General features: G+C 66.9%; 18 protein-coding genes. 7 read left to right on the forward strand and 11 right to left on the reverse strand.

The genetic code is table 11. The annotated features are described in order from the left end of the window. Genes AC1DFE_RS09395 through AC1DFE_RS09405 form a run of 3 tightly spaced genes read right to left on the reverse strand, consistent with a single transcriptional unit; the run spans window position 1 to window position 3,644 of the window. Window positions 1-2,055 (reverse strand): bifunctional aldolase/short-chain dehydrogenase, encoded by a 2,055-nt coding sequence (locus AC1DFE_RS09395; protein ID WP_476905626.1) that lies wholly within the window; start codon window positions 2,053-2,055, stop codon window positions 1-3. 5 nt (window positions 2,056-2,060) lie between these two features. Next, complete coding sequence (rhaI, locus tag AC1DFE_RS09400) at window positions 2,061-3,239, reverse strand: L-rhamnose isomerase (RefSeq protein ID WP_476905627.1); 1,179 nt, start codon at window positions 3,237-3,239, stop codon at window positions 2,061-2,063. A 45-nt stretch (window positions 3,240-3,284) separates the two neighbouring features. Further along, window positions 3,285-3,644: an L-rhamnose mutarotase gene (locus AC1DFE_RS09405; RefSeq protein WP_476905628.1), complete on the reverse strand. Its 360-nt coding sequence runs from the start codon at window positions 3,642-3,644 to the stop codon at window positions 3,285-3,287. Between the two features lie 195 nt (window positions 3,645-3,839). Here AC1DFE_RS09405 and AC1DFE_RS09410 point away from each other — a divergent pair, with 195 nt between their 5' ends. The 3 genes from AC1DFE_RS09410 to AC1DFE_RS09420 all read left to right on the forward strand — a co-directional run bounded on the left by AC1DFE_RS09410 (window position 3,840) and on the right by AC1DFE_RS09420 (window position 9,199). Beyond that, window positions 3,840-4,865: a LacI family DNA-binding transcriptional regulator gene (locus tag AC1DFE_RS09410; protein ID WP_476905629.1), complete on the forward strand. Its 1,026-nt coding sequence runs from the start codon at window positions 3,840-3,842 to the stop codon at window positions 4,863-4,865. A gap of 164 nt (window positions 4,866-5,029) precedes the next feature. Next, a complete protein-coding gene (locus AC1DFE_RS09415) occupies window positions 5,030-7,132 on the forward strand; it encodes a DUF6807 family protein (protein WP_476905630.1) in 2,103 nt (700 codons plus the stop codon). 51 nt (window positions 7,133-7,183) lie between these two features. Continuing rightward, the gene (locus AC1DFE_RS09420; RefSeq protein WP_476905631.1) at window positions 7,184-9,199 is read left to right on the forward strand and encodes a beta-galactosidase; all 2,016 of its coding nucleotides are present in this window, start codon (window positions 7,184-7,186) and stop codon (window positions 9,197-9,199) included. A gap of 170 nt (window positions 9,200-9,369) precedes the next feature. Here the strand turns inward: AC1DFE_RS09420 and AC1DFE_RS09425 are convergent, their stop codons facing one another. The 3 genes from AC1DFE_RS09425 to AC1DFE_RS09435 all read right to left on the reverse strand — a co-directional run bounded on the left by AC1DFE_RS09425 (window position 9,370) and on the right by AC1DFE_RS09435 (window position 12,754). Then, window positions 9,370-10,692 (reverse strand): ABC transporter substrate-binding protein, encoded by a 1,323-nt coding sequence (locus AC1DFE_RS09425; RefSeq protein WP_476905704.1) that lies wholly within the window; start codon window positions 10,690-10,692, stop codon window positions 9,370-9,372. A gap of 180 nt (window positions 10,693-10,872) precedes the next feature. Then, window positions 10,873-11,820, reverse strand: coding sequence for a carbohydrate ABC transporter permease (locus tag AC1DFE_RS09430; protein ID WP_476905632.1), 948 nt, complete (start codon window positions 11,818-11,820; stop codon window positions 10,873-10,875). Next, window positions 11,810-12,754 (reverse strand): carbohydrate ABC transporter permease, encoded by a 945-nt coding sequence (locus AC1DFE_RS09435; RefSeq protein ID WP_476905633.1) that lies wholly within the window; start codon window positions 12,752-12,754, stop codon window positions 11,810-11,812. The genes AC1DFE_RS09430 and AC1DFE_RS09435 overlap by 11 nt, the downstream gene beginning before the upstream one ends. Before the next feature lie 410 nt (window positions 12,755-13,164). Between AC1DFE_RS09435 and AC1DFE_RS09440 the strand changes: the two genes are divergently transcribed. Both AC1DFE_RS09440 and AC1DFE_RS09445 read left to right on the forward strand, forming a co-directional pair. Beyond that, window positions 13,165-15,201: a DUF6807 family protein gene (locus AC1DFE_RS09440; RefSeq protein ID WP_476905634.1), complete on the forward strand. Its 2,037-nt coding sequence runs from the start codon at window positions 13,165-13,167 to the stop codon at window positions 15,199-15,201. A 77-nt stretch (window positions 15,202-15,278) separates the two neighbouring features. Beyond that, entirely contained in the window at window positions 15,279-16,331 is a 1,053-nt protein-coding gene (locus AC1DFE_RS09445; protein WP_476905705.1) for a M24 family metallopeptidase, read from the forward strand. An 87-nt stretch (window positions 16,332-16,418) separates the two neighbouring features. Here the strand turns inward: AC1DFE_RS09445 and AC1DFE_RS09450 are convergent, their stop codons facing one another. The 4 genes from AC1DFE_RS09450 to AC1DFE_RS09465 are packed head-to-tail and all read right to left on the reverse strand — an operon-like array spanning window position 16,419 to window position 20,851. After that, the gene (locus tag AC1DFE_RS09450; RefSeq protein WP_476905635.1) at window positions 16,419-17,552 is read right to left on the reverse strand and encodes a mandelate racemase/muconate lactonizing enzyme family protein; all 1,134 of its coding nucleotides are present in this window, start codon (window positions 17,550-17,552) and stop codon (window positions 16,419-16,421) included. Further along, window positions 17,552-18,457 (reverse strand): 5-dehydro-4-deoxyglucarate dehydratase, encoded by a 906-nt coding sequence (locus AC1DFE_RS09455; protein ID WP_476905636.1) that lies wholly within the window; start codon window positions 18,455-18,457, stop codon window positions 17,552-17,554. The genes AC1DFE_RS09450 and AC1DFE_RS09455 overlap by 1 nt, the downstream gene beginning before the upstream one ends. After that, window positions 18,454-19,416 carry an NAD-dependent epimerase/dehydratase family protein gene (locus AC1DFE_RS09460; protein WP_476905637.1) on the reverse strand — a complete coding sequence of 321 codons (963 nt, stop codon included), beginning with the start codon at window positions 19,414-19,416 and terminating at the stop codon, window positions 18,454-18,456. Before AC1DFE_RS09460 ends, AC1DFE_RS09455 begins: the two co-directional genes overlap by 4 nt. A gap of 25 nt (window positions 19,417-19,441) precedes the next feature. After that, window positions 19,442-20,851, reverse strand: a complete 1,410-nt coding sequence (locus AC1DFE_RS09465) for a Gfo/Idh/MocA family protein (RefSeq protein WP_476905638.1) — start codon at window positions 20,849-20,851, stop codon at window positions 19,442-19,444. Window positions 20,852-21,117: 266 nt separating this feature from the next. Between AC1DFE_RS09465 and AC1DFE_RS09470 the strand changes: the two genes are divergently transcribed. Further along, on the forward strand, window positions 21,118-22,131 hold the full coding sequence (locus AC1DFE_RS09470) for a LacI family DNA-binding transcriptional regulator (RefSeq protein ID WP_476905639.1): 1,014 nt from the start codon (window positions 21,118-21,120) through the stop codon (window positions 22,129-22,131). 167 nt (window positions 22,132-22,298) lie between these two features. Here the strand turns inward: AC1DFE_RS09470 and AC1DFE_RS09475 are convergent, their stop codons facing one another. Beyond that, window positions 22,299-22,889: a TetR/AcrR family transcriptional regulator gene (locus AC1DFE_RS09475; protein WP_476905640.1), complete on the reverse strand. Its 591-nt coding sequence runs from the start codon at window positions 22,887-22,889 to the stop codon at window positions 22,299-22,301. A gap of 132 nt (window positions 22,890-23,021) precedes the next feature. Between AC1DFE_RS09475 and AC1DFE_RS09480 the strand changes: the two genes are divergently transcribed. After that, on the forward strand, window positions 23,022-23,336 hold the full coding sequence (locus tag AC1DFE_RS09480) for a hypothetical protein (protein ID WP_476905641.1): 315 nt from the start codon (window positions 23,022-23,024) through the stop codon (window positions 23,334-23,336). Window positions 23,337-23,393 lie beyond the last annotated feature (57 nt).

Below are 23,393 nucleotides of genomic sequence, written 5' to 3' on the forward strand. Positions count from 1 at the left end.
TCACCGCAGGAAGGCTGCCGCGACGCCGGCGTCCACGGGGATGTGCAGGCCGGTGGTGTGCGAGAGTTCGTTGCTGGTGAGCACGGCCGCGGCGTTGGCGACGTGCTCGGGCAGGACCTCGCGCTTGAGCAGGGTGCGCTGGGCGTAGTACTCGCCCAGTTTCTCCTCATCCACGCCGTAGACGGCGGCACGTTTCGCGCCCCAGCCACCGGCGAAGATCCCGGAGCCGCGGACCACGCCGTCGGGGTTAATGCCGTTGACGCGGATGCCGTATTCGCCCAGTTCCGCGGCGAGCAGCCGGACCTGGTGGGCTTGGTCGGCCTTGGTGGCGGAGTAGGCGATGTTGTTCGGGCCGGCGAACACCGAGTTCTTGGAGGAGATGTAGATGATGTCTCCGCCCAGGCCCTGTTCGATCATGGCCTTCGCCGCGGCCTTGGCCACCAGGAACGAGCCCTTGGCCATGACGTTGTGCTGCAGGTCCCAGTCCTTCTCGGTGGTTTCCAGCAGCGGCTTGGAGATGGACAGGCCGGCGTTGTTGACCACGAGGTCCACGCCGCCGAAGGCCAGCACGGCTTCGTCGATGGCGGCGGCCACCTGCGCCTCGTTGGTGACGTCGGCCTGGACGCCGACGGCGACATCCGGGCCGCCGAGTTCGGCGGCGACGGCCTGGGCGTTTTCGAGGTTCAGGTCTGCGATGACCACGCAGGCGCCTTCCGCGGCGAGGCGGGTGGCGATGGCCTTGCCGATGCCCGAGGCCGCGCCGGTCACCAGGGCGATGCGGGTGGCGTGCGACTTGGGCTTGGGCATCCGGGCGAGCTTGGCTTCCTCCAGGGCCCAGTACTCGATGCGGAACTTCTCGGCCTCATCGATCGGGGCGTAGGTGGAGATCGCCTCGGCGCCGCGCATCACGTTGATCGCGTTGAGGTAGAACTCTCCGGCGACGCGGGCGGTCTGCTTGTCCTTGCCGTAGGAGAACATGCCCACACCCGGGACGAGGACGATTGCGGGGTCGGCGCCGCGCAGCGCCGGGCTGTCCGCATCGGCGTGGCGGTCGTAGTAGGCCTGGTAGTCCGTCCTGTACTCGGCGTGGAGTTCCTTCAGCCGGGCCACGGAGTCCTCGATGGAGGCGTCCGCTGGCAGGTCCAGGATGAGCGGCTTGACCTTGGTGCGCAGGAAATGGTCCGGGCACGAGGTGCCCAGCGCGCCCAGGCGCGGGTGTTCGGCGGCTGCGAGGAACTCCAGCACGGCGGGGGCGTCGCTGAAGTGGCCCACCTGCGGCCTGTCCGCGGAGGCCAGGCCGCGGATCACCGGTGCCAGCGCGGCGGCCTTCGCGCGCCGTTCCGCGTCGGCCAGCGGGGCGAAGCCCGGCAGGGCCGGGCCGAAGGGTTCGGCCCGGCCGTTCTCCGCGATGTACTGCTCGGCCTGTTCGATGATCCACAGCGAGTTCGCTTCCGCTGCCTCGCTGGTGGCACCCCACGCGGTGATGCCGTGCCCGCCCAGGATGGTGCCGATGGCCTGCGGGTTGGCGTCCTTGATCGCGGCGATGTCCAGGCCCAGCTGGAAACCCGGCCGGCGCCAGGGCACCCAGACCACCTTGTCACCGAAAATCTTCGCGGTAAGCGCTTCCCCGTCAGCGGCCGTGGCGACGGCGATGCCTGAATCGGGGTGCAGGTGGTCCACGTGCGCGGCGTCCACGAGCCCGTGCATGGCAGTGTCGATGGACGGGGCAGCGCCGCCCTTGCCGTGCAGGCAGTAGTCGAAGGCCGCAACCATCTCGTCCTCGCGCTCCACCCCCGGGTACACGTTCTTCAGCGCCTGCAGCCGGTCCAGCCGCAGCACGGCAAGGTTCTGCGCCTGCAGCGTGCCCAGGTCACCGCCGGAGCCCTTGACCCAAAGGAGCTGGACGTCCTCGCCGGTGACAGGGTCCTTCTCCGCGCCCTTCGCGGACGTGTTGCCGCCGGCGAAGTTCGTGTTCCGCTTGTCCGCGCCGAGGCGGTTGGACCGGGCGATCAGGTCCTGAACAGTTTTGTTGGTTGCTGTGTTCTGCATGTTCATGCCCTTTACGCGCCCCATCCGGATTGCTGGCCGCCCACGCGGTCCTCGTTGATTTTCTTCTGGTAACCGCTGGCCTTGTAGGCGGCCAGCGGGTCCGCGGGCAGGCCGCGGGATTCACGCCATTCGGCCAGGACCGGCCGCACATCGGTGTAGAAGGCATCATTGAACACGCCATTCGCGGCCAGGACGTCCCCGGCGCGCTGTGCCTCGGCCAGCGCTGCGATGTCGATGAGCAGGGCCCGGGCGGTCATCTCCTGGACGTTCAGGACCGAGCGGATCTGGCCGGGGATCTTCTCCTCCAGGTTGTGGCACTGGTCCAGCATGAGAGCAACGCCTGCATTGTCTCCTGCGGACTTGCCGAAGCCGCCGCCGCGGATCACCTCGTGCATGATGCGGAACAGCTGGAACGGGTCCGCGGCGCCCACGATCAGGTCATCGTCCGCGTAGAAGCGCGAGTTGAAGTCAAACGAGCCCAGCTTGCCCAGTCGCAGCAGCTGCATGACGATGAATTCGATGTTGGTGCCGGGGGCGTGGTGTCCCGTGTCCAGGCAGACAAAGGCCTTCTCGCCCAGCGCCAGGGTCTGCGCGTACGAGGTGCCCCAGTCCGGAACGTCAGTGTGGTAGAAAGCCGGCTCGAAGAACTTGTACTCCAGCACCAGGCGCTGCTCCTCGCCCAAGCGGGCGTAGATCTCCTGCAGGGACTCTGCCAGGCGGTCCTGCCGGGCGCGCATGTCATCCTGGCCCGGATAGTTGGTGCCGTCCGCGAGCCAGATCTTCAGGTCACGGGACCCGGTGGCGTGCATGATGTCGATGCACTCGAAGTGGTGGTCGATCGCGCGGCGCCGGACGGCGTCGTCCGAGGACGTCAGCGACCCGAACTTGTACTCATCATCCTGGAAGGTGTTCGAGTTGATCGTGCCCAGCCCCACGCCGAGACCGGCCGCATACTCCTTCAGGGCGGCGTAGTCATCCACCTTGTCCCACGGGATGTGCAGCGCCACCGTGGGCGCCAGGCCCGTGAGCTCGTGGACCTTGGCGGCATCCGCCAGTTTCTCCTGGACAGTGCGCGGTGTACCCGGCGTGCCGAACACCTTGAACCTGGTGCCCGAATTGCCATAGGCCCACGACGGAACCTCAATCGCAAGCTCCGAAAGCCGGCCCAATGCCGATGCAGTGTTGTTCATGATCTTTCTTTCGTCGGTGTTTGGCAGTGGAAAGTGGTGAGGAATTTAGTTTTTGGCGCCATCAGCGGTGCTGCGGGCGGCGGCCAGCTGGTCCTCGAGGTTGAATACCTCATCGAGGACCCGGAAGCCCTCGTCGGGCGGAACATCGCTGTCCCGGAAGAGTGCGGCCATCTCCGCCTGCCAGCGGGCGTTGACGTCCGTGAGCGCCATCCGCGCCCGCACCGCGTCGAAGTCGTCGCATTCGAGGTAACCGACCAGCAGCCCGTCGCTGTCCAGGAACAGGGAGTAGTTGCTCCAGCCCGCGTCATTGAGCGCAGCCAGCATTTCCGGCCAGACGGCGGCGTGGCGCCGTCTGTACTCCGCCAGCAGCTGCGGCTGGACGGAGGATCGGAAGCAAACCCTCATGTTGTACTCCTCTGGACGTTTCGGTAGCGGCGGTGGAAGCGGAGACGGAAACCAATTCGTTCGGCTGCGTTGTCATCTCTGATCATTGTCCGTCTTTGAATCGTTTCATTGTTACGATTCAAAGTACTCTGGATGGAAGAAGGGTGTCAAGCGTTTTCACCCGGATGGGCAATCGATCTTTCGGAGGATCAGAGAATGTCGCGGGCAGCCAGTATCAAGGACGTCGCCAACCACGCACAGGTTGCGGTGGGGACGGTCTCCAACGTCCTCAACAACCCCGACCGCGTCTCCAAGCGCACTAAGGACCGGGTACTGAAGGCCATTGACGAGCTCGGGTTCGTGCGTAACGACGCCGCCCGGCAGCTGCGCGCAGGGCACAGCCGGACCATCGGCGTCGTGGTCCTGGACGTCGGCAACCCCTTCTTCACCTCGCTGGTCCGGGCCGCCGAGGACGCGGCGGCAGTGAACGGCAGCGCGGTACTGCTGGGCGACAGCGGCCACGATGCGAACAGGGAATCGCACTACATCGACCTTTTCCAGGAGCAGCGCGTCCAGGGCCTGCTCATCTCCCCCGTGGGGGACGTGGCTGACAGGCTCGATGCACTCCGGCAACGCGGCGTGCCAACGGTCCTGGTGGACCGGCTGGCGGATGAGGACCGCTTCAGCTCCGTCTCGGTCGATGACGACGCCGGCGGCTACCTGGCCGCCCGGCACCTCCTCGATCTCGGGCGAAGGAAGCTGGCCTTCGTGGGCGGGCCGGTGTCCATCCGGCAGGTGTCCGACCGCCTTCTCGGCGCCCGCCGCGCCGTGGCCGAGGTGGACGGCGCCGCACTGGAGGTGCTTGACTCGGACGGCCAGTCCGTGCTCGCCGGACGCGGCGTGGGCAACGGCCTCGTGGACCGGGGTGCCGGGGATATGCCGGACGGCATCTTCTGTGCCAACGACCTGTTGGCGCTCGGCGTGATGCAGTCGCTGACCATGACGAACGGCGTGCACATTCCGGACGACGTCGCGCTGATCGGCTATGACGACATCGACTTTGCCGTGTCCGCCGTCGTGCCTCTCTCCTCGATCCGGCAGCCCACCGACGCGATCGGCAGGACTGCTATTAAACTCCTGACGGAGGAACTGGACGCGCAGCATCCGCGTCACCGCGCCGTCGTTTTCACGCCCGAGCTGGTGGTCAGGCAAAGCACCGCGGGAGCCGAGGCGCCCCACTAGGCCGGCACATACCCTGGGCGGCTCCCACTGACCCGGCACGCCCGGGCAGGGAGTACACTGGGTGGCAAACGACACCGGGAAAGCGCTTGCCACATACGCGCACACGTTCCCGGCAACGGTCGACGATGGCGTCGCACAGCACCGCAGCGCCGGACAGGAGCACCATGGACACTCAGTCAACGGCAGAAGCTGCGGGCACCGGCACCGCACCCGGCACAGACATGCAGTCCAGTGCAGGCGCCACGCCCAGCGAGCGAGCCGTAAATTCGGCCACCCAACGCCGCAGCGCCCCCGCCCGGGTGGCCCTGATCGGCGTCCACGGCTTCGGGGCCCACCACCTGGCCAACCTCGAAAGGCTGCGGCAGGCCGGCGCGGTGGAACTCGTGGCCGTGGCGGACCCAAATCCGCCGGCCCCTGGCGCGTTGCCGGCCACCACGGCCGTCCACCCCGACCTGCAGTCCCTGCTGGCCGGCAACCACAGCCCTGACGTGGTCATCGTCGCCACCCCCATCCAGACCCACGCACCACTGGCCCTCGCCACCCTGGCCTCCGGCGCCGACCTCTACCTGGAGAAACCACCGGTGGCATCACTGGCCGACTTCCGGCAGCTGCAGGAAGCCGCCGAGTCATCCGGGCGCAGCGTACAGATCGGGTTCCAGAGCCTCGGCTCGCAGGCGCTGGCGGCCATCGACAAGCTCCTCCAGGACGGCACCATCGGCACCCTGCAGGGCATCGGTGCGACGGGACGCTGGGTGCGGGACCGCGCCTACTACAAGCGCTCCCGGTGGGCCGGCAAGCGCAGCCTGGACGGTGTGGACGTGGTGGACGGCGTGGCCACCAACCCCCTGGCGCACGCCATCGCCACAGCCCTGCGGATCGCCGGTGCCCGGACCACAGAGGACGTGGCTTCCGTGGAAACAGATCTATATCGCGCGAACGACATCGAGGCCGATGACACCTCCGTCATTCGGATCCGCACCGCCGCGGGGCTGCCGATTACCTGCGCCCTGACGCTCTGCGCCTCGGAGCCCGTGGAGCCGTACATCACCCTGCAGGGTTCGGAAGGAACGGCCGTTTTCCACTACACGGAGGACCGGCTGCACGTCAGCAACGCGGACGGCGGGCACTCTCAGGAGTTCGGCCGCGACGACCTCACCGAAAACCTGCTGGAGCACCTCGCCGGCGGCACGGCGCTCACCAGCGCCCTCAACGACTCCGGCGCGTTCATGCGGGTGCTCGAGGCTGTCCGCACAGCCGAGCCGCCGGCGCCGGTCAGCCCCGCCTATGTGTTCTGGCAGGGCGACGGCGATGCGGCCCATGCGGTGATTCCCGGCATCGAGGACGCCCTCGATCGGGCCATCGGGGCACACGTCACCTTCAGTGAGCTGGCCCTGCCGTGGGCGCGCCCGGCTGATGCCGCCGATGCCTCGGTGCTTTTCGACGCCGGCGGAAGGCCGTTGGCAGTCCAGCGCACCGGCGCCGGGCTCAACGCAGGTTTGTCGCCACGTCCCTACCTGCACCCCGTCGCCACCCTCGGCGGCACCGTGGTGACGGACCATCTGCCCGCCGACCATCCGTGGCATCTGGGCGCCGGCTTCGCGCTCCAGGACGTCAACGGCACCAATTTCTGGGGCGGCAAGACGTACACGCGCGACGCCGGAGCCTACGTGTCCAGGAAGGACCATGGCCGGATCGAGCTGCTTCCCGCCAGCCCGGACGAGCCGGACACCCGTCAGCTCCGCTGGCTCGGTCCGGACGGACAGCCCCTTCTGACCGAACAGCGGACCGCCAGCCGCGAGATCCTGGGTGAGCGCGTGTGGCGGCTGGACGTGAGCAGCGAGCTGACCGCCGCCGTCGGCGTTTCACTGGGCGGCCCCGGCTCCAACGGCGCCGCGGGCAGCGGCTACGGCGGCTTCTTCTGGCGCCTTCCGGCCTGCAGCGGTGCCCGTATCTTCACGTCCGACGCCGAGGGGGAACCGGCCGTCCATGGTTCCGCGGCGCCGTGGCTGGCATGGACGGCCTCCTTCGGCGAGGTCCCCGGCATCCGGGCAGGACAGCCCGCGACCCTTGTGTTCGGCGCCCCGGCCGAGGCAGCCGATCCATGGTTTGTCCGCTGCTCCGGCTACCCCGCCGTCGGGTCTGCACTGGCCTGGGACCGGCCCGTGGCTCTCGCCGCAGGGGAATCGCTCCGGCGAAGCCTGAGCGTTTGGGTGTGCGACGGCGAACTGTCGCCGGCCGCCCTCGAATCCCTGGTGGCTTCGACGTAAGGTCGGAACACTATCGCTGAGCCGGATCCTCCGCCCGCCAAAGGAGCCCACATGCCCACCCCAGAGTCCTCTCTCCCAACTCCGGCCTGGAACAGCGGCCCCGGCCTTGCGTTTGGCGGCGACTACAATCCCGAGCAATGGCCGGTTGACGTGCGGCTGGAGGACATCGGCCTCATGAAGGAAGCCGGGGTGACGCTCCTCAGCGTCGGCATCTTCTCCTGGGCGCTCCTGGAGCCCCGCGAAGGGGAGTACGACTTTGACTGGCTGGACGAGGTGCTGGACAACCTGGACGGAGCGGGCATCAAGGTGGCCCTCGCCACGGCCACGGCCGCTCCCCCGGCCTGGCTGGTGGGAAAGCATCCGGAGGTCCTGCCGGTGATGGCGGAGGGCACCGTCCTGGAGCGCGGCTCCCGGCGGCACTACTCGCCGTCGTCCGCTGTTTACCGCCGGTATGCCGCGGGCATCACCCGGAAACTGGCCGACCGGTACAAGGACCACCCGGCGCTGGCGCTGTGGCATGTGGACAACGAGCTGGGCTGCCACGTTTCGGAGTTTTACGGCGATGAGGACGCCGCGGCGTTCCGGCACTGGCTGGAGCGGCGCTACGGCAGCATCGAGGCACTGAACCAGGCCTGGGGCACAGCCTTTTGGTCCCAGCATTATGCCTCGTTCGAGGAGATCATTCCGCCGCGGGCCGCCCCCACCACCCTCAACCCGACGCAGCGGCTGGACTTCCAGCGGTTCAGCTCCTGGGCGCTGATGGACTACTACCGGAGCCTGCTGGCGGTGATCCGGGAAGTGACGCCTGATGTCCCGGCCACCACCAACCTCATGGTTTCCAGCGCCACCAAGTCCATGGACTACTTCGACTGGGCGAAGGACCTGGACGTGGTGGCAAACGACCATTACCTGGTGGCCGCAGACCCGGAGCGGGAGATCGAACTGGCGTTCAGCGCTGACCTCACGCGCGGCGTCGCGGGCAACAGGCCGTGGATCCTGATGGAACACTCGACGTCGGCCGTCAACTGGCAGCCGCGCAACCGGCCCAAGTTGCCCGGCGAAATGCTCCGCAACTCCCTGGCGCATGTGGCCCGTGGTGCCGATGCGGTCATGTTCTTCCAGTGGCGGCAGAGCGTTGCCGGCGCGGAGAAGTTCCACTCGGCCATGGTGCCCCACGGCGGCCGCGACACCCGGGTGTGGCGGGAGGTGGTGGCCTTGGGCGACGCCCTTGGCAAACTCGGGGCCGTCAAGGGTTCCACGGTGGAATCCCGGGTGGCTATCGTGTTCGACTACGAGGCGTGGTGGGCCAGCGAACTGGATTCACACCCGAGCGAGGATGTGAAGTACCTGGAGCTGCTGCGCGAATTCCACCGCTCGCTGTTCCTGCGCGGCATCGGCGTGGACTTCGTCCGCCCCACCGCAGACCTGACGGGCTATGACCTGGTCCTCGTGTGCACGCTCTACTGCGTCACCGACGCCGCCGCGGCCAACATTGCCGGCGCTGCCGAAGCCGGTGCCACGGTGCTGGTCAGCTACTTCAGCGGCATCGTCGACGAACGCGACCACATCCGGCTGGGCGGCTACCCGGGCGCTTTCCGGGAGCTGCTGGGCATCAGGACCGAGGAGTTCCATCCGCTGCTCGAGGGCGGGCAGGTGACTCTGAGCGACGGGACCATTGGACGGGTCTGGAGCGAGCACATCCACCTTGCCGGGGCTGAAGCCCTGGCCACCTTCACCGGCTACCCGCTCTCCGGCGTGCCCGCACTGACTCGGAGGAGCACTGGCCGCGGCGCCGCCTGGTACCTGGCCACCCTCCCCGACCGTGACGGCATCGAGAGCCTGCTGGACCGGCTCCTGGCCGAAGCGGGAGTGGCGGCCTCCGCGGAGGCCGCTGCCGGCGTCGAACTGACCCGGCGGGTCGCGGCCGACGGGCGCCGCTTCCTCTTCGCCATCAACCACGGCCGGGAGGACGCGTCATTGGAGGCCGACGGCGAGGAACTGTTGGGCGGCGGACGTTTCGGCGGGTTCGTTCCCGGCGGGGCGGTGGCCGTGATCGCCGAAGACTGAGCCTCCGGTGGAGTTTTTGTCCAGATAATGGCCCCTAGGGGCCCCCGAAGTCGCGATACGTGGACAAAAACTCCCCGCCCCGCGCCAATAATTCCACACCTCGTTCGCGAAAAACCCCGGGCGGCCTCCGTTGAGAGACGGCCCGGGGTTTTTCCTTTTCCGTGGAGGAGCTAACTGCTGATGGCTGACGTCATCTCAGCCACCGCTTTCTTGCCGGCTTCATCTGCCGAAAGCCTGTTGAACAGCACTTCCGAGGTGTAGCGCTTGACGATTTCCTGGATGGCACCTGCGCCCTTCGGCGGCGGGGCAGGAGCCTCACCGAGTTCGTTCTTGATCTGGTCGATGAACTTGACCACCTTGACGTCCGCAGGGGTCAGCTTGGCGGAGATCGCCTCGCGCACATCGGTGTTCGGGTAGACACCGCGGTCGGCCAGGAGTGCTTCGCCAGCCTTGGCGTCGTTCGCGAGGAAGTTGATGAACTTGGCGACTTCCGCAGGGTGCTTGGTTCTGGAGGAGGCCGACCAGAACTGCGAGGCCTTGTACCAGAGCTGGGCATCAGCAGCGGAGCCGGTCTTTGTGGGGAACCTCAGAATCTTCAGTTCTGAGCCTGCAGCCTTTTCCAGGGCGGGAAGCTGGTTGGACCACCAGAAGGCGAGTCCATTCTTACCCGTTGCGAGGCCGCTCTGGTCCAGGGGCGCTGCTTCAGCTTCAACAACCTCCGAGGCCGAGGGAACTGCCTTGCCCTCACTCATCTGCTTGAGGAACGCCCACCAGGCGGCGATGTCCGCTGGCTCAAAGCCGAGCTTGCCCTCTTCGGTGTAGAGGGACTTTCCGTTCTGCCTCAGCCATACGCCCAGGGATGCCTCATCGGTCCCGTAGGCGGCCGCCCCGTAGGTGCCCTTCGGGGACTTCGCCGTCACCTCGGCGGAGATCCGTTCGAAGTCTTCCCAGGTCCAGGTCGCGTCGTCGGGCAATGCCACACCTGCAGCCTTGAACACAGCCGGGTTCGCAAGGATGGTGGCTGCATTGATGCCGGCCGGGATCCCCGTCAGGCCGTCCTCGCTCTGACCCGCCTTCAGAGTGGCCTCGTCGAGCTTGGACGTGTCGATACCGTACTTCGAGAGGTCAAGCAGGGCTCCGCGGCTGGAGTACTCGGTGATGTATTTTTCGTCCATCTGGATGATGTCCGGGGCGTCGTTCGCAGCTACCTGCGTGGCCAGCTTGTCCCAGTAACCGCTCCAGTCGCCGTACTCCGGCTTGATCTTGATGTTCGGGTTCTCGGCTTCGAAGGCCTTGATGGCTTCCTGGGTCACCTGCGCCCTCTTATCGCTGCCCCACCAGGAGAAACGGAGTTCAACCTTTCCATCGGCGCTCTGGGCGGCAGATCCCCCGCCACAGGCGCTGAGCGCAAGGACGACGGCGGCTGCGGCAGCAACCACTCCCGCCCTTCCTAGCCGTCGCGGGGCCTCGGATACGTGGGGCCGGCCGGCCACGGCATCAGGGGCAGATTTGGAAAACTGTCGCACAGTTCACTCCGATCTTCTTTGATCTTGAAGGAGAAGGAAAACGCTTTCCAACTAATATTATAAGTACTTATCTTGTATTACAAGCTCTTGCGCTCGATTGAATCGGCCGCCCTTGGCGGTGGGCCGGGCCCAGTCTTCGGTAGCGCCCTACTTGATGCCGGTCGTGGCGATCCCCTTGATGAGGAACCTTTGCCCAAAGAGGAAAACCAGGAACACGGGCAGGAGGGAAACGATGGACATGGCGAAGAGCGAGCCCCAGCTGGTGGCGGACTGCGAATCCACGAAGGCCCTGAGTGCGACCGGAACGGTGAACATGTCAGGATCCGTCAGGTAGATCAGCGCCCCGAAGAAGTCATTCCAGGTCCAGATGAAGGTAAAAATGGTGGTGGTGGCCAGCGCGGGAACCATCAGCGGCAGAATCACGCGGAGGAAGATCCGCGGGTGGCCGGCGCCGTCGATCCTGGCTGCTTCATCGAGCTCCTTCGGGATGCCTCGGATGAACTGGACCATGAGGAACACGAAGAACGCGTCCGTGGCCAGGAGCTTGGGCACGATCAGCGGCCAGAAGGTGTTCACCCAGCCGATCTGGGAGAACAGGATGTACTGCGGAACGATCACCACATGGAACGGCAGCATGATGGTCAGGAGCATGATGCCGAAGAACAGCTTCTTTCCACTGAACTGGAGCCGGGCGAAGGCGTAGGCAGCCATGGAGCAGGAGATCAGGTTGCCCAGGATTGATCCCAGTACAACCACCGCGGAATTGATCATGTAGTGGCCGAACGGGTGGGTCAGCGCTGACCATCCGTCCGTGTAGTTGCCCATTTCCAGGGTGCTGAGCCACAGGCCGGGATCGCGGAAGATGAGATCGTTGGGCCGCAGCGAGGAAACAACCATCCACAGCAGCGGGTAGATCATGACTCCGCCGGTGACGATCAGTATCGCGTGCTTGATCAGCGCCTTGGTCCGCGCGCTGCGGCTAAAGGCAAGGCTGCCGAGTGATTCGCGGTTCTTGCCTGGCCCTCGGGGGTTCGTTGGCTTGCCGGCCGAAGCTTTGTTGCTCGGGGCGGGAAGCGTCTCCAGCTTAGTCGTCATAGAAAACCCAATACTTTGCAGCGATGAAGTTGACGGTAGTGAATGCGCCGATGATGACCAGCAGGAACCAGGCCATGGCCGAGGCGTATCCCATATCAAACTGGCCGAAGCCCTTTTGGTAGAGGTAGAGCGTGAAGAACATGGTCGAATCGGAAGGCCCGCCGTTGCCGCCGGAGACGATGAACGCCTGGGTGAACGACTGGAATGATCCGATGATCTGCAGCACCAGGTTGAAGAAGATGATGGGGCTCAGCAGCGGAAGGGTGATGCGCCAGAACTTCTGGAGCTTGGTGGCCCCGTCTACTTCGGCAGCTTCGTAGTACATGTTCGGAATCTGGCGCAGGCCAGCCAGGAAGATGATCATCGGGGCGCCGAAGGTCCAGACATGGAGCAGGATAATCGAGCCGAGAGCCGTGCTCGGGTCGGAGATCCACCCCGGCCCTTCAATGCCGCCAAGGGCCAGCACCTGATTCACGAGTCCTGTGGTGCCGAAGATCTGCTTCCACAGGATAGCGATGGCGACCGAACCGCCCAGCAGGGACGGCAAGTAGAAGATGGACCGGTAGAACGGGAGGCCGCGCAGGCCCTTATCCAGCACCAGTGCGATCAGCAGGGCAACCGCCAGCTGCAGCGGAACGCCCACGAGTACGTACGTGAACGTCACCCCGAGCGAATTGTGCAGCCTGGCGTCGGTGAACATCCGCTGAAAGTTCTCCAGGCCCACCCACTCCGGGGCCTGAATCAGGTTGTAGTCGGTGAAGGAGAGGTACAGCGACATAACCATGGGACCGACGGTAATGGCCACAAGTCCCACCAGCCACGGCAGCAGGAAGATGTAGGCGGCCTTGTTGTCCCGCCCGCTGGCCTTCTTCTCTTCGGCAGTCTTCGGCCCCTTGCGGCGCGAGAGGGACGTGAGTTCGGTAATGGCACTCACGGCGCGCACCTCGCTCGGTGCGGCTTAGGTTTGTGTTGAGCGGCCATGCGGTCTCCTTCGGTCATCGTGGCCATTCCCGCGCGGGCGTTCCGTCCCAGGTAGTCCCAGGACCGCCGCTGCCGCGGATAAGTGCTTCATTCAGCGGGAGTGCTTTGTGCCCCCCGTCACTTTCGTGAAGCGGTCGGGTACTACGGTAAACGCTTTCCGAGGCGATGTACAGGTTATTTCGAAAACCTAGGAAACCGCTTTCCATGTCAGGTCGAACCGCCCAGCACACCCAGGAGATCCCGCTCAACCAATCGAAGCCCGCCCCGGGACTGATGTCAGAAAACGTTTTCTCGAGTACGGTATGAGTGCCTGCGTTTTTCCTCCCTGTCCAGCACTTACCAACGCCAGAAGGATCAACCCACATGTCGCTACCTGCCGCTCACGCCTCCTTTCCCGCCGCCGGTACGCAAAGGGCACAGAACCCCGCGCCCCGGATCGCCCTCGTCGGCGTACACGGGTTCGGCGCCCGGCACTTGGCCAACCTGGCCCGGCTGCAGGCCTCCGGAGTGCTCGATTTCGTGGCCGTAGCGGACCCCCGCCCTCCCGCAGACGGAGTCCTGAAGGACTCCGTAGCCGTTTTCGAGACTCTCGATCACCTCCTTCAGGCGGGGACCGCTCCGGATGTCGTCATCCTGGCTACCCCCATCCAGACGCACGTTCCCCTCGCGCTGGCTGCCCTCTCCGCAGGCGCGGACGTTTATGTAGAGAAGCCGCCGGCAGCGTCCCTGCAGCAGTTCCAGGAACTGCTGCAGGCCGCCGAGTCCGCAGGCCGGCTCGTGCAGGTTGGCTTCCAGAGCCTGGGATCCGACGCGCTGCCCGCCATCCGGCGGCTTATCGCGGACGGGGAGATCGGAGACGTGCTCGGACTGGGGGCCACGGGAGCCTGGCTCAGAACGCGCGGCTACTTCAAGCGCTCGCGCTGGGCCGGTAAACGGGCAATCAACGGAACCGATGTTGTTGACGGCGTCGCCACCAACGCGCTGGCACACGCCGTGGTGACGGGTCTCAGCATCGCCGCTGCCCGCACCCTTGATGATGTGGCCAGCGTGGACACCGATCTCTACCGCGCCCACCCTACCGAAAGCGACGACACGTCAGTGATCCGGGTGCGCACCTCCGCGGGACAGGTTCTCACGTGCGCACTGACCCTCTGCGCCCCCCGGCAGACACGTCCTTCCATCACTGTTTTCGGCACCGCAGGCAAAGCAGAGCTCTTTTACACGGAGGACGAACTGGTGGTGAGCACTGACCAAGGCGAGCGCCGGGAAGTATTCCCCCGCACGGAGCTGCTGGAGAATCTGCTGGAAGTACGCGCATCGGGCGGGGAGCTGCGCAGCCCGCTGTCCGGCTCGGGAGCCTTTATGGCTGTGCTCGAAGCAATCCGAACGGCACCCGCACCGCAGCAGATCGACGACGGGTACATCAAGTGGGAAGGCAGCGGCGATGATGCCCACCCCGTCGTGGAGGGAATCGCCGAACTGATCGAACGGGCCGCCCTCGCCCAGGCAACGTTTTCCGAACTGGGCGCACCGTGGGCCAGACCGCTGGAGCCAGCCGTTACTAGCACCGTCGCCGGACGCGAAGTGGCCAGCTATCAGGACGGCAGCCGCATCCGCCCCATCTCATCCCCGCGGCCTTACCTGCATCCCGTTCGCACTTTGGCCGGCACCGTGGTGACTGACCACCAGCCCGCCGATCATGTGTGGCACCTTGGCGTCGGTGTGGCAGTGCAGGACGTCAACGGCATCAACTTCTGGGGCGGGCGGACGAACACGCGCGACGCCGGCCGTTACGTCTGGCGCCCGGACCACGGCATGATCGTCCGCACCTCAACGAGCAGTGACTCATCCGGCAGTGCGCTGTCTGAGGTACTGTCCTGGAACGGACCCGACGGCGCCCCGGTTCTGCGGGAACAGCGCAAATGGACGTGGGCTGCCGTCGACCTTCAGACCTGGCGCCTGAGGCTCGGCTTCACCCTGGCGCCGGCGGGTGACGCTCCCGTCAGCCTTGGCAGTCCCGGTTCCAACGGGCGGTGGCTAGGCGGCTATGGCGGGTTTTTCTGGCGCCTGGCTTCCTGCGATGATGCCCGCGTTTGGTCCGCGGCAGGGTCCGGGGAGGCCGCGGTACATGGATCCGTCACCCAGTGGCTCGCGTGGAGCGGAACCTTCGACGGAGATCCGGCAACGTTGGTCTTCACATCTCCCGCGGATTGCGACGATCCGTGGTTCGTGCGGGTCAGCAGCTACCCAGGTGTCGGGCAATCGCTCGCTTGGGAGGAGCCGGTACTCCTGCAGCCCGGCGAATCGGTCACCAGGAGTGTCACCGTGTTCGTGTCCGATGCGCGGCTTGGAACCGCTGATATTGACGCACTGGTGACGGGCATGGAGGGCAGCTCGTGAACCCCGGGCACGTTGACACAGCGCCGGCAGCGCGGCCGGACAGGGAGTGCCCCCCGGGCCGCACCGCCCCTGGGGCGCTGACGGACCGGGCGTTAAAGCGGCAACGGGTCCTGGACATTCTCGACGCCGCGGGGCGCCACTCGCTGCTGCTGACCAGCCACACTGCCCTGACCTGGTACCTGGACGGCAGCCGTGTCCACATCAGCCTGGCCGGCGACCCGATCGCGGCACTCCTCGTGGACCGCACCGGTGACCACCTCATCACATTCAACAACGAGGCGGAACGCCTCGCCGCCGAAGAGCTGCCATCCGGCGTCGAACTTCACACGGTTCCCTGGCACGGCCAGCTCACGGACGCCGTCGGTGCGCTGGCCGGACCCGGCGAGGCGCTGGCAGAGAAGGAAGTGGCCACGCAATTGCGGGCAGCCCGGCAGCCGATGCTGCCCGGCGAGAGTGCCCGTTACGCGCGGCTGTGCACGGATGCCGCAGGCGCCATGACCGACGTCCTTTCGCGGGCGACGCCGGAGACCACCGAGGTCGAGGTCGTGTCCGCCCTTGCCGCACGGATCGTCGCGGCGGGTGCGGAGCCCCTGGTCCTGCTCTGCAACGGCAGCTCGCGCAGCGCGTTCCGGCACCCGCTGGCCACCCGCACACCCTTGGGCCGCCGCGCCATGGCCGTGGTCTGCGCCCGGCGGCACGGCCTGGTGGCCAACGTGACCAGGTGGGTGAGGTTCGACGCCGGCACCCCCGACGAGCTCGACGCCGAGAAACGCATCGCGGCGGTTGAGGCGGACATCTTCGCTGCCACAGTTCCGGGCGCCCGGCTCGGCGGCATCTTCGCCGAGATCCAGGACGCGTACGCCCGGCACGGCTTCGGCGCCGACCAGTGGACGCTGCACCACCAGGGCGGACCCGCCGGCTATGCTGGCCGCGATCCCCGTGCCACCGCCGCCACGGACGACGTCGTGGTGTCCAACCAGACCTTCACGTGGAATCCGTCCGGCCCGGGCGTCAAGATCGAGGACACGGTCCAGCTGTCGGCGGCGGGTACCAGCGTCCTGACATTGGACCCGCGGTGGCCGGCGGCGGACCTCAACGGACTCCCCCGGCCGCTGACGCTGCAGCTGTAGCTGTAGCTGGCCCAACTATGTAGCAGCACAGGGCGTTCCCAGACCTGGGAACGCCCTGTGCTGCTACCCGGATAGGGTGAGCGGGCCCTACGAGAGCCGGAACGCCGGGTCCGCCGGCAGGTCGAAGCTTCGGTCCCGCGGCTCGGGCGTGAGCGCGGCGGTGAAGCTGAACCCCAGGCCCGGCAGCCCGGTGCTGTAGAGGCGGCTGTCGCGGATCCGGACCGGCGACCGGCCCGCGAGGATGCCCAGTTGCTCGAAGGAAGCGTCCTCCACGTCCTCCACGCTGACGGCCTCCGCGAGGGTCAGCGCCAGCTGGCCGGACAGCTCGGGCAGCAGGTGCGGCGCCACCCGGACGCTGTTGGCCCTGGCCAGCTCAACAATGCGGCGGAACGGCGTAATGCCGCCCACCCGGATGATGTTGGGCTGGATGATGTCCACCGCCTCGGCCTCGATGAAGTCCCTGAAACGGTAGATGGTATGCACGTTCTCGCCCAGCGCGATGGGTACCGGCGACTGTTTCCGCAGCCGCCGGTAGGCCGAAAGGTCGTCGGCGCGCAGGGGTTCCTCCAGCCAGTCCAGGCCGAACTGGCCCAGCACCTCCAGGGCGCGGACGGCCGCGGGCAGGTCCCAGCGCTGGTTCGCGTCGATCATGAGCCTGCGGTCGGGGCCAAGTACCGACCGGACCGCAGCCACGCGTTCGGCGTCCTCAGCCAGGTCCGGCTTTCCCACCTTGATCTTCACGCCCTGGTGGCCTGCTGACACCCACCGTTCGGTTTGCGCGACGAGTTCGTCCAGGGAATAGTGCAGGTTCACGCCCGAGCCGTAGACCTCCACCGATTCCTGCCGCTGGCCCAACAGGCCGGCCACGGGCACACCCGCATTGCGGGCCGCCAGGTCCCAGAGGGCAAGGTCGACGCCGGCCGTTGCGATGGTGGTGAGCCCGCCGCCACCGGCCTCGTGCAGCCGTTTCCAGAGCTGGTCCCAGACCACCTCCGGATTGGCGTCCAGCCCGGTGATAAAGGGGGCGATGTCGTGGTCAAGGAGGGCCTTGACGGCTTGCGGCCCGATGGTGGGCGTCCAGGAAAAACCGTGTCCCGCACCGCCGTCGTCCGTAAAAAGGCTGGTGGCGATGATGTGGTTCTCCGGCGCATCAGCACCCCAGCTGCGCCGCAGGGGCACCGTAATCAGGCGCGTGTGGAGCCCGGTGATCCTGGCCGGCATCAGCGGCCGGCCAGCTCGTGGCCCCTGGCCAGGATCGCCTTGAGCTCCACGAGCTGGTCCTCGGTGGGGTCAACCAGCGGAGGCCGGACCGGGCCGACGGCCAGGCCGTCGAGGCGCAGCCCGGCCTTGATCAGGGAAACCCCGAAGCCGGGTGTCTGGTCCCGCAGGCGCACCAGGGGCGCGTAGAAGCCCTCGAGCAGGGCCTGCCGGCGGTCCTCATCGCCGCTGGCGTAGGCGTCGTAATACGCGGTGGCGATGTCCGGCGCCATGGCGAAGGCAGCCGAGGAGTACAGCGGGATACCCAGTCCGCGGTAGGCACCCTGCGTCAGTTCTGCGGTCAGGAGGCCGTTGAAGAGCAGGAAGTCCTCCCGGCCGCTGGCCCTGACGGCGGAGACGATCTCCTGGGCCAGGCCGACGTCGCCGATGCCGTCCTTGAAGCCGATGACCTTGGGGTTCCCGGCGAGCTGCGTGATGGCTTTCGCCGTGAACTTGGCCGTGCCGCGGTGGTACACGATCACCGGGAGGCTGCTGGCGCAGGCCACCGCCTCGATGTAGGCCACCACGCCGTCGGTGGGTCCGGTGACCAGGTACGGCGGCAGGACCAGCAGGGCGTCGGCGCCCGATTCCTCGGCGGCGCGGGCCGCGGCGACCGCGTGCCCCAGGGGGCCGCCGGCGCCGGCGATGACCGGCACCTGGCCGTTGACGGTTTCGACGGCGGCCGTCACCACGGTGCGCACCTCGTCAATGCTCAGGGCGTGGAATTCGCCGGTGCCGCAGGCCGGGAACACCCCGCCGGGGCGATGCTGCATGCGGGAGGCGATGTGTTCCTTCAGGACCTCAACGTCCACTGCGCCGTCGGTGCCGAAGGGGGTGACGGGAAAGAAAAGCACGCCGTCGAGTTTCATTTGGTCTCCTGTGATCCGAGTGTGGCTGATCCTGCGGTGGCTGGTCCTGCGGTGGCACCGGCCAGGGCGAGTTCTGTGCGCCACGTGCGTTGGGGCTCCCAGCCGAGCAGCCGCTTGGCTTTGGCGATGGAAAAGGCGGGGGTGGTGCCGGCGAGTCCGGCGGCGTGGCCGGCGCTGCCGGGCAGGTACCGGGGCATAAGCGTGGCCAGCGGTTCGGTGGCCAGCGCATCGGCGGCGCCCACAAAGAAGGTCTCGCCGTTGGGAATGGACTCCATGTTCCGCAGGAGCACATCCAGGAAGTCGGCCACGTCCCGGGCATCCACATAGTTGAAAAGGGCCGGCGCGGACAGCGCCGGGTCGGCGAGCCGTTCGCGGACGGTGTGTCCCTGCTGGGTGGGGGCGCCCGCCCACTCCTCCGGCGAGATGACGTAGCAGGGCCGGAAAGCCGCATAGCGGATCCGGTCCCCCTGGGCGGCGGCGAACATCTGCACCGTCTGTTCGGCGATCAGCTTGGACAGTGCATAGGCGTTCCACGGGCGGGGCGCGGTGTCCTCGTCCACCGGGAAGGACTCGGGCAGCCAGCCGGCTGGCGAGCCGTAGCCCAGGACGGTGGGGCTGCTGGCCGTGATGATCTTCCCGATCCCGAGTTCGGTGGCCGCGCTGAGCACCGCGAAGGCGAGGCGGGTGTTGGTGCTGAAAATGACATCCTCGGGTGCGCTGAAAGGCACGGCAATAGCAGCGAGGTGGATGACGGCGTCGGGCGCTGTGCGTTCCAGGAGGCGGAACGCCTCGCCGGGGACCAGCAGGTCCGCCGTTTCCTGTTCGACGCCGGCCGGGAACGTGCCGGCCGGGACGGCGTCCCGGTCCGCCGAGACCACCCCGTGGCCCCGTTCGGCGAGGCCGGTGACCACGCTGCGCCCCAGGCGCCCGGCGCCGCCGGTGACAAGAATTCTACTCATGGTGTTGTTCCTGTTCCTGCTGCGTTCAGGCCCGGCCGCGGCGCAGTTCCACGCCCAGGCCAAGCTCGCTGATGCGGACGGGGAGTCCGGTTTCCAGCGATGCGTTGCCCGCGATGCCCACGGATACGGAGCGCAGCCCATCGAGGTAGCCGGAGGGGCGGCCCAGCAGATCCTCACACGGGCCGTTGAAAAGGTCGGAGAGCAGAAGGTTGTCTCCGCCGCCGTGGCCTCCCTCGCCGTTCACGATCGGCACCTCGTATGCCCGCTCCCAGTGGCGCTGGACCACGAGGCGTTCTCCGTTGCGGCGCACGGCGTCGTCCTCCTTCACAGGCGTGGCGGAGGGGTCCATCACGGTTTTCTTGTCCGTGCTGTGGACGACGGCGGCACGCTCCACCACCTCCAGCTCGGCCCGGCCTTCGGTGCCGTTGACGGCAACCCGGTAGCCCTCCCAGGGGCTGTGGGCGTTCAGGGAGTAGCTGAGTGTGGCCCCGCCGTCGTAGTCCACCGTCAGCGCCAGGTTGTCCTCGATGGTGATGCCTTCGGTGAAGACGTCCTGGTCCCGGCGGTAGCCGTCAAACTTCTCGTTGTCGTAGTACAGCTCGCGGAGTCGCTCATCCTCGCGGAGGTCCAGCGCGAAGGGGTCCCGCGTCCCTTCATCGGTGGTTCCGGGCTCTGTGCCGCGCTTGGGGCGGGCGCCGAGGCCGCGCTCCGCGGCATTTGTGGCGCCGTAGAACCGCAGCCCGCCGGAGGCGTAGACCCGCTCGGGAACGTCGTCGATCCACCAGTTCACGAGGTCAAAGTGGTGGGAGGCCTTATGGATAAGCAGGCCGCCGGAGTTCTGCTTGTCGCGGTGCCAGCGGCGGAAGTAGTCGGCCCCGTGGACCGTGTCCAGCACCCAGCTGAAGTCGATGGACGTCACCCTGCCGATCACGCCGTCCTGAATGACCTGCTTCAGCGCGGTGTTCCGGGGCGAGTAGCGGTAGTTGAAGGTGACCACCACGTTGCGGCCCGTGGCCGCAACCGCTGACGTGATACGGCGGCAGCCCTCGGCGTCGATGGTCAGCGGCTTTTCGACGACGACGTCGGCCCCCGCCTCCAGCGCTTCCACGATGTAATCGGCGTGGGTGTAGTCCGGGGTGGTGACGATGACGCGGTCGATCCCGTTGGCCCTGATGTATCCGGCCAGGTTGCCGGGCTCGAACGAGTCAGCCGGAGCCTCCGCGCCGAGTTGGCGGATGAGCCGCTGGTAGTACTCCACGCGGCCGGGATTGGCGTCCGAGAGGGCCACCAGCTCTGCCACATCCGCGTGCTCGCCGAGGATGGCGCGGATGTACATCTCCGAGCGGCCGCCGGTGCCGATCAGGGCAATCCGGGAGCGCTTTTCCGGCGTTTTCGTTCCGGGCCGTGGTTTCTGTGCTGTGTCGACATTGACCATGGGTGAGCCCCTTTCCAAAGGCGGTAGGCGGGCCGCTTGACGCCCTGCCCACATGAAGGAAAAATCCTGAGAAAGCGTTTTCTCGAAACGTTATAAGCTTTGTATCAAGACACCGGCAAGCGCGTCAACCATCTTTCGCAAGGCCGGAGGAGCCGCGGCTGGACAGTGGCTGCGCAGCCGCGGCTGGACAGTGGCTGCGCGGCCGCGGCTGGACAGTGGCTGCGCGGCCGCGGCTGGACAGTGGCAGCAGACAGGGAAGGAAGCACATGGGCAGGAGAAACGGCACCCGGCGCATCGGCATCGCGGACGTCGCCATCAAGGCCGGCGTCTCGCATGCCACCGTTTCCCGCGTCATGAACGGCAACTTCACCGTGGATCCCGCCATCGCCCAGCGCGTGCGGGATGCGGCGGCGGAACTGAACTACCAACCGAATCCTGTGGGCCGCAGCCTGGCCCTGGGCAAGACCGACACCATCGGAATCGTGGTGCCGGACCTTGCCAACCCCACGTTCCAGGCCATCCTGCGGGGGCTGAGCATGGCCGCGGCCCAGGACGGTTACCGGGTGCTCATTGCGGACTCTTCGGAAGTCTCCAGCGAGGAGGCGATCCTGGCCGGCGAAGCGCGGCGACGCTGCGACGGGCTGGTGCTCTGCGCGCCGCGTATGGCCGACGCCGAACTTGAGGAACTGGCGCCGTCACTGCATCCCATGGTCCTGATCAACCGCAGCACCACGGAAACCCGCGTGCCCAGCCTCGAGGTGGACTACGGCCAGGGCGTGCAGGAGCTCGCCGAACACTTGGTCACCCTGGGGCACACCAGCATCGCCTTCCTTGCAGGCCCTGCCCGAAGCGCCTCCAACCGGGCCCGAATGGCCGGGCTGGACAAGTTCCGGGCCGGGCATCCCGGCGTCGAGCTCCGGATGCTCGACGGCGGGTCCAGCTTCGAGACCGGCCATGAAGCCGTGGACCAGGTGCTGGCCAGCGGGGCCACTGGCGTCCTCGCGTTCAACGACCTCGTGGCCATGGGGTTGCTCAGCGGACTGCACGAACGCGGCGTCCGCGTTCCCGAGGACATCTCCATCACCGGCTTCGACGACATCCCCTTCGCCCGGTACACCACCCCGCCGCTCACCACCGCCGCGGTGCCGATCACGGAACTCGGCGAACGGGCGTGGCACAGCCTGCGGGCCCTGATCCGCAACGCGGAGGCACCGGACGAGGAGACCACCTTCCAACCGCGCCTCGAGATCCGCGGAAGCACGGGCCCCGCCGGAAAGTAGCCCCTCACCGGTGGAGTTTTTGTCCAGATAATGGCCCCTAAAGGCCCCCTAAGTCGCGACAAGTGGACAAAAACTCCACACCACGGGCTTGAGGGGCCACCTGCTTGAGGGGCCGCGGCCTTTGAGGTGCCGCGTGCCTGATGGGCTGCGGTTTGAGCGCGCCGGAGTTAGGGCTTGGCCGGGACCAGGAGCACGTCGACGAGCTCCGTCAGTCCGCCAGCCATGTCCACCTTCTTGTCGTACAGCCACTGCAGCTGCAAACCGTCGAAGGCGGCGATGACCAGCCGCGCGAGTGGCTCCGCGGCAACGTCAGACCGGACCTCTCCCGCCTCCTGTCGCCGGCCGATGTCGAGCGCCAGCACGTCCACCAGCTGGGAGTACCTGTCCTGGAAGTAGCCGTGCGAAGCGTGCCCGGGGTCATTGGCCGTTGCCGATGCCACGGCGTACAGCGTGGTTAGCCCGGGCTCCTTCCTGTTCCGCTCCGCCACCGGGGCCAGCATCGGCAGGCCAAACTCGACCAATCCCCCAAGGTCCCTGCTGCGCCGGTCCCGCTCGGCAAGCACCGCCGTCAGCAGCTCCTGCTTGCCGCTGAAGTAGTGGAAGAGCGTTGCTTCCTTGACGCCCACGAGCTCGGCGACTCGCTTGAGGGCCGTGCCCTCGAAGCCTTCGGTGGCAAAGACATCTGTAGCGGTCTGGATGATCTGCTCGCGGCGTTCGGCGCCTTTGGCGTACTGCCCGCGGGGCTTTGAGGGAGACATTTCGCCAGTTTATTTCACGGTCCCGTTCCACCGGGCGCCAAGTCAAGTTCCACAAAACCTAGTCACACTAGGTTTTTGGCGCTACGCTTTCACCGAGGCCCAACGGTGGGCCACTTTTCGTCAGGAGGCAATGTGGCCATCGAATCCATATCCGAAGAGACAGCGGCTCCGCCCGCACGATCTTCAACCGCAGGACCGTCCGTCAGGGCACCCCGGGCATACGTCATCGGCATGCCCATCGCCAGCGCAGGCCTCTGGATGGCCCTGCTCGCACCTGCCCTCGTCGTCCTCGCCATCAAGGTCTCCGAAATCACCACCCCGGAAACCAGGGCCGGAGCGCTGAGCCTCGTGGCCGGCGTCGGGGCCGTCATCGCCCTGGTGGCCAACCCGTTCTTCGGACGCCTGAGCGACCGCACCACGTCCCGGCTCGGCATGCGCAAGCCGTGAATCGTTGGAGGCTCCCTCATCTGGCTCGGCGCGCTCTTCTTCCTGGGCCTCGCCGGC

It is taken from the genome of Arthrobacter sp. 05T423 (assembly GCF_056396245.1).

Bases quoted from the DNA above. Each gene is read 5' to 3' on its own strand.
- AC1DFE_RS09395 (WP_476905626.1), bottom strand. From the start codon at position 2,055: ATGAACATGCAGAACACAGCAACCAACAAAACTGTTCAGGACCTGATC.
- rhaI (WP_476905627.1), bottom strand. From the start codon at position 3,239: ATGAACAACACTGCATCGGCATTGGGCCGGCTTTCGGAGCTTGCGATT.
- AC1DFE_RS09405 (WP_476905628.1), bottom strand. From the start codon at position 3,644: ATGAGGGTTTGCTTCCGATCCTCCGTCCAGCCGCAGCTGCTGGCGGAG.
- AC1DFE_RS09410 (WP_476905629.1), top strand. From the start codon at position 3,840: ATGTCGCGGGCAGCCAGTATCAAGGACGTCGCCAACCACGCACAGGTT.
- AC1DFE_RS09415 (WP_476905630.1), top strand. From the start codon at position 5,030: ATGGACACTCAGTCAACGGCAGAAGCTGCGGGCACCGGCACCGCACCC.
- AC1DFE_RS09420 (WP_476905631.1), top strand. From the start codon at position 7,184: ATGCCCACCCCAGAGTCCTCTCTCCCAACTCCGGCCTGGAACAGCGGC.
- AC1DFE_RS09430 (WP_476905632.1), bottom strand. From the start codon at position 11,820: ATGACGACTAAGCTGGAGACGCTTCCCGCCCCGAGCAACAAAGCTTCG.
- AC1DFE_RS09440 (WP_476905634.1), top strand. From the start codon at position 13,165: ATGTCGCTACCTGCCGCTCACGCCTCCTTTCCCGCCGCCGGTACGCAA.
- AC1DFE_RS09450 (WP_476905635.1), bottom strand. From the start codon at position 17,552: ATGCCGGCCAGGATCACCGGGCTCCACACGCGCCTGATTACGGTGCCC.
- AC1DFE_RS09455 (WP_476905636.1), bottom strand. From the start codon at position 18,457: ATGAAACTCGACGGCGTGCTTTTCTTTCCCGTCACCCCCTTCGGCACC.
- AC1DFE_RS09460 (WP_476905637.1), bottom strand. From the start codon at position 19,416: ATGAGTAGAATTCTTGTCACCGGCGGCGCCGGGCGCCTGGGGCGCAGC.
- AC1DFE_RS09465 (WP_476905638.1), bottom strand. From the start codon at position 20,851: ATGGTCAATGTCGACACAGCACAGAAACCACGGCCCGGAACGAAAACG.
- AC1DFE_RS09470 (WP_476905639.1), top strand. From the start codon at position 21,118: ATGGGCAGGAGAAACGGCACCCGGCGCATCGGCATCGCGGACGTCGCC.
- AC1DFE_RS09475 (WP_476905640.1), bottom strand. From the start codon at position 22,889: ATGTCTCCCTCAAAGCCCCGCGGGCAGTACGCCAAAGGCGCCGAACGC.